This window comes from Herbaspirillum chlorophenolicum (assembly GCF_001189955.1).
Lineage (GTDB): Bacteria > Pseudomonadota > Gammaproteobacteria > Burkholderiales > Burkholderiaceae_D > Herbaspirillum > Herbaspirillum chlorophenolicum.
In genome coordinates, this window is sequence record NZ_LFLT01000097.1 from 1 (window position 1) to 4532 (window position 4532).

Sequence of the window (4532 nt, forward strand, 5' to 3'; positions counted from 1 at the left end):
TCCGGTTTGATCTTCTCTGATGGAGTACCCACTGCTTCCAGTAGATGGCGCAAAGACGCCTCAAGTTGAGGAATTAACACGTGGGCGGCACGTATGTAGTCGCCTTGGAAGAAGCTAGAGAAACCGAGGGAATATAAGAACTCGTGCCCTGGAGGCACAAACGGACTGGCGCTTATGATCGGATCAAAGCAGTATGTCCCGACAGGAAACTTCGCTGCAAATATTCGTCGGGCCGGCTCGATGCGACTTCCAACTAAGTACTTTCTGTCAAAGCTGAGGTTGCTCGATCTTTGGTCTTTTAGCCATTTTTCGTCCAGCTCGCCATTGCGCTTCGCCGACGGAGTCACGGATATGACTTTCCCCTTGTCGTCCAGATGATGGCTACCAAATTGGGAAAATAAAAACGACTCTTGGCTCTTCCTAGCCCGCTCGTCGAGATCCTTAATTTGTGGAGTCGGCACAAGTCCAACCAGCAGTCGTAGTGCCTGAGACAAGGTCAGGTCCGCGAATGTCACCTGAACTTCCTGCCATTCCTCCGAGAGATCCATCGGGTACTCAAAGGTTACCATCTCCTCCAGTGCTTCGACTTGAAGAGCGCGTAGCTCCAAGGTGAGTTCTTCAGTCCTTTTCTGGAAACCGCCTGCATCCCTCAGGTAGCCGATAGCATCCATTGTCCACGAAGCTTGAGCGCCGGCGCCTGTCACGCAAGAGCGCATCGCGAGCATTGAGTCCGCTACCTTGATTCGACACAACCGTTCCTGATCTTTGTCTTTTATACGCTTATACGCGGTGGCAGCAACCTCCCATATTCTCTGTCGAAAGGCGGGATACTGCTTTCGCTCATCCGCTTGAGTGGCCACGCCAAAGGCATCATTGGCTATCTGCTCCCAGGTTCGTAAACCCGAACGACCGCCGATCTCGGCCATGCGCGAGAAACCAATAAATTCTGGAGATTCTTTTGTGCGTTGATACAGCACTTCAAAGGTATCAACAAGCACTTGCGGAAATGGGTTTTTCTTGTTGGCTTGCGCTGCGATCTCTAGCCCACGTTCAAAGTAGTCGAACGCATCGTGGTAGATATCATTGTCAGGCTCAAACTGAGGACGAATGGCTTTCGAAAGAAGCAGCCTTATACTTTCAAAATATGCGCTGATCGCGATCAGCGCGATCTGCCATTTGGATCTGTCGTTGTACCAGACAGTGTCTGCCACTCGCGCCTGTAAGAGTGGAGGTGAAATGAATTCCGTAGCTTCGGAGAATTGAGTTGTTTGTTCACCGGTATAGTCGATCGGCATTGGGCTGCGCCGGCCGTCAATGATGAAGCGCGGAGTGAAAGGATCGCCCTCATTCGTCCTCATTGAGAAAGTACATATGTGGGATAGCAGACGGAACGCATTCATCGAGTTCTGGTCGCCCGCAGCTTCTGACGCCTTTGCAGCGTCCTCCAGCTCCTTCTCCAACGCAAAATAGTCCCCGCATGTCTGCAGGGCAACGCGATTATCGAGATCAAGCGATTTTAATTGTTGTGCCGATATAGCCACCGTTTGCCTCCCCAGCAAATCATTCGCACTAGCATATCAGATGCACTTATTGGAGAATCCGCTTCGCTAAGAGCGAGTGGATTCTGGGAACTCGCTAGACCAGTGGTCGGCATGGATACTATTTTTTGGTGACGACCTACTTGCTTTCGCAAAGAAATCCGCACGACTAGCCGGATGCGATCTGGACGGGGCCCCCACCACCGGAGGTGGTAGTGATGCCAACTTCACTGCGGCTTTGGGCGTGCCAACATTGGATGGATTGGGCGCGGACGGTGAGGGCCTACCGAATATCTGTATTACGACTCTTTCGCGTGTATTCTGCTAGCACGGGTCGTCTTACTTATCTGAGGTGTGCTTTGGCTGAGTTGCCGCGGCCTTGTCTATAGCCCACTGGTCGATTTCGTTAATAGTCTTTTTCACCTTGGCCAGAACTTCGGGACTTTGGCTTAGCTCAATGATTTCTCCATAGGCCAATATTCCTAGAACTGATGTGGCTTTGAGCAATTTCATCAAGTCAGATTCTGCATAAAAGGCCCCTAGGGCAGTGGCTCCATGGCGCCGGGAAACTTGATGAATTCCAGTGTGGGTAAAACCGTTCATTGCGTTCCAATGTAAGTTCTTGAGTGCAGTGAGCGAACCATTCAGATCGGGAGCGGTAGCTTCAACTTCTTTAACGAGATCTCCAAACTCCTTTTTTACTCCATTAATAAACCGCTTCAAGTCTTCTTCGCTTGCAGCTCTACTAAGCCACATACCTCGAATCGTAGACTCAAAAAGAACTCGCAAAAGGGAAAATGCAGAGCCATACATCTGCATGGAATAGAGCAGTGTTATTGAAGCTTGATGTTCGGTAGCCGAATGTAGGCATCCAATCGAAAGTTTGGATCTCGGATCTGAGGGGACATTGATCCCCTGCATAATCATCCCAACCTTTTCAACGAGATATGTCAGTTTCTGAAATTCAATTTCGGACTGCATGTCCCCTCCTTGTCTAGTTGTGAAGACAGTCGCTCCTTTAGCTGTAGGCAAGACCACAATGAATAAAGTTGGTCCGAGCGGAAGTCTGCTTCTGGCCGAAAGTGGACGTCGTCTTTGACTGGCTTGTAGATTCAGTTAATTCCTTGGCTCACACCTTGTTCGCATAAATTTCTTTAAGCAGACAAAATCGTAAATCTTCGTCTGATATAAGAAGCTTGCTTTTATTGTTTAGAGCATTCAATAGTCGAATCTGAATATAGCTGGACCATGCTAGGGGCTATCTTCAATTCCTCCCTTGATCCATCCGAAGCATTGATCGATAGACTGATGATGTCGGATGCCGTCTTCCATTTAAATTCTGCTTGTGTCACAGGATTGTTGTTGCCGATGGATAGTCGACTAGATGTAACCTCCGGCACTCCGTATTGATCCATTTGGTTCTTCAATAGGGTGACGAATGACGATGCCGAAAATGGCTCTGGATGATTCAATTGATAGAGCCGGTTATTACAAAAAAATAAAAGATATGTGTCAAATCCATCCGTCTCAGCAATACGACGATTAATTGTCAAGATTGAACCGACAGAGTTAGCCGCATCTCCGAGTTGGACAGCCCTTGCTTGCGTGTCTTGCAAACTAACGCCGCTTTTGTATCCCGCAAATTCAAATGCATGGCAATGTAAGGTGCAAAAAACAAGTGGAAACAATGCAAAGCAGGCAAACCATCCATGGCACCATTTCATCTCTCTTTTCCTTTTTATATTCGATAAATGCAAATTGAGGTGCTTCTGGCCGAAAACGGACTTTCTTCTTGGACGGCTTATTGTGTGGCCGAAGTGTCACCAGCCAATTCTCTATAAAACAGCACACATTGGTATCCGGACATACCGTTCTGTTTACAAGAAGTTGATCTAAGAATCGCATCTCCGCTGATTTCCTGGATGTATGCATCCTTGCCACTGCGTAAAATGGCTTCATCGAACGACTTGGCTTTCAACACGTTTAAACACATGTCCGTAATGGCATGTTCATCGACTGTAATGGATTTTCCATTCATTGATTCTCGTGCGCGCTGGAGCGTGGGCAGACATCGTTCAGAGACAGGATCCTGAACGCCGTATTTTTCTGCGTTTGATAACTCCACACATCCACGAGCCGCGGTGGTGAATGCCCTTAAGTCCTCTGTTTTGTATCCCAAGTCGCCGGAAATTGCCACTGCACACAGTATCTCTTTCTGCTGTACAGGTAAGGAAAATGGCTCTGCGTGTGCGAAAGGCGACGTCACAGCCAAAATCAAAGTGATTACCGGTAATTTCATATTTCTGCTTCTAATGAGAGGGCCGTTGAGGCCTTAAGTCTTCTTATGGCCGAGAGGAGACGAAAAACAGTATTCACCTGTTTAGCGATTCCAGCCTCTAAAAAGTGCTCTGACAACGACAAATGCAATTGCTAAAAGTACCGCTACGCCAGCAGCATAAAAGATGGATGTGACGTACCTTCCATTGATCCAAGCCTCATAGGTTGAAATGGAAAGATATCCCAGACCTGCGGGAATCATCAGTATTTGCAGAACGCCTTCGATGCTCAGAAAATGTTCTCGCCAACGACTCGAACGATACGGCCCTTCAAGCATAAATTCCCTCCAAAACATGTGGTTACGCAACTCTTTCCCAGTCAGGAGCCGGCCGCTCCTGGCCGTTTGCCAACATTCTATCGAGCTAACTTTTGAGATTTCCGAAACCATATCCCTAAAAAATACAGGATTGGTAACGAGAGCAAAGTAAATATCAACATTGGGACTCTCAGCGGACCAAACAGCGGTGGTGGCGTGACGATCCTAAAATGCTCGGTTGGAGGCGCAGAAAGAGTCCAGTCCATCACCAGGCCATAACAAATAAAAAGTAAGATCAATGATGTGAGCGAAAAAAACCAGGGACGATTGATTTTTCTCCAAAAGAAGATTGAAGAAAGAACTGTATAGATAATCGGCAAAGAGAAGGCAATAGCTAGTTC

General features: G+C 47.7%; 5 protein-coding genes and 1 pseudogene. 1 reads left to right on the top strand and 5 read right to left on the bottom strand.

Features of this window, described 5'->3' with window-relative positions; all coding sequences use genetic code 11:
* A partial coding sequence (locus AKL28_RS23035) for a DUF7380 domain-containing protein (protein WP_156226457.1) occupies positions 1 to 1541 on the bottom strand: 1541 nt, incomplete at its 3' end.
* 136 nt (positions 1542 to 1677) lie between these two features.
* Between AKL28_RS23035 and AKL28_RS25415 the strand changes: the two are divergent.
* A pseudogene (locus AKL28_RS25415) lies at positions 1678 to 1866 on the top strand (M20 family metallopeptidase); the annotation flags it as partial.
* A gap of 11 nt (positions 1867 to 1877) precedes the next feature.
* On the opposite strand, the gene AKL28_RS23040 reads toward AKL28_RS25415, so the two are convergent.
* The 4 genes from AKL28_RS23040 to AKL28_RS25190 form a co-directional block, all read right to left on the bottom strand.
* A complete protein-coding gene (locus tag AKL28_RS23040) occupies positions 1878 to 2519 on the bottom strand; it encodes a DUF6988 family protein (protein ID WP_050470629.1) in 642 nt (213 codons plus the stop codon).
* A gap of 221 nt (positions 2520 to 2740) precedes the next feature.
* Positions 2741 to 3262: a hypothetical protein gene (locus AKL28_RS24715; protein WP_156226458.1), complete on the bottom strand. Its 522-nt coding sequence runs from the start codon at positions 3260 to 3262 to the stop codon at positions 2741 to 2743.
* Positions 3263 to 3339: 77 nt separating this feature from the next.
* On the bottom strand, positions 3340 to 3837 hold the full coding sequence (locus tag AKL28_RS24720) for a hypothetical protein (RefSeq protein WP_156226459.1): 498 nt from the start codon (positions 3835 to 3837) through the stop codon (positions 3340 to 3342).
* Positions 3838 to 4229: 392 nt separating this feature from the next.
* The coding region (locus AKL28_RS25190; protein ID WP_231602656.1) for a hypothetical protein at positions 4230 to 4532 on the bottom strand (303 nt) is incomplete at its 5' end.

What these genes read in the sequence shown, in the direction of transcription:
- AKL28_RS24715 (WP_156226458.1), bottom strand. Translation starts at nt 3,262, where the DNA reads ATGAAATGGTGCCATGGATGGTTTGCCTGCTTTGCATTGTTTCCACTT.
- AKL28_RS23040 (WP_050470629.1), bottom strand. Translation starts at nt 2,519, where the DNA reads ATGCAGTCCGAAATTGAATTTCAGAAACTGACATATCTCGTTGAAAAG.
- AKL28_RS24720 (WP_156226459.1), bottom strand. Translation starts at nt 3,837, where the DNA reads ATGAAATTACCGGTAATCACTTTGATTTTGGCTGTGACGTCGCCTTTC.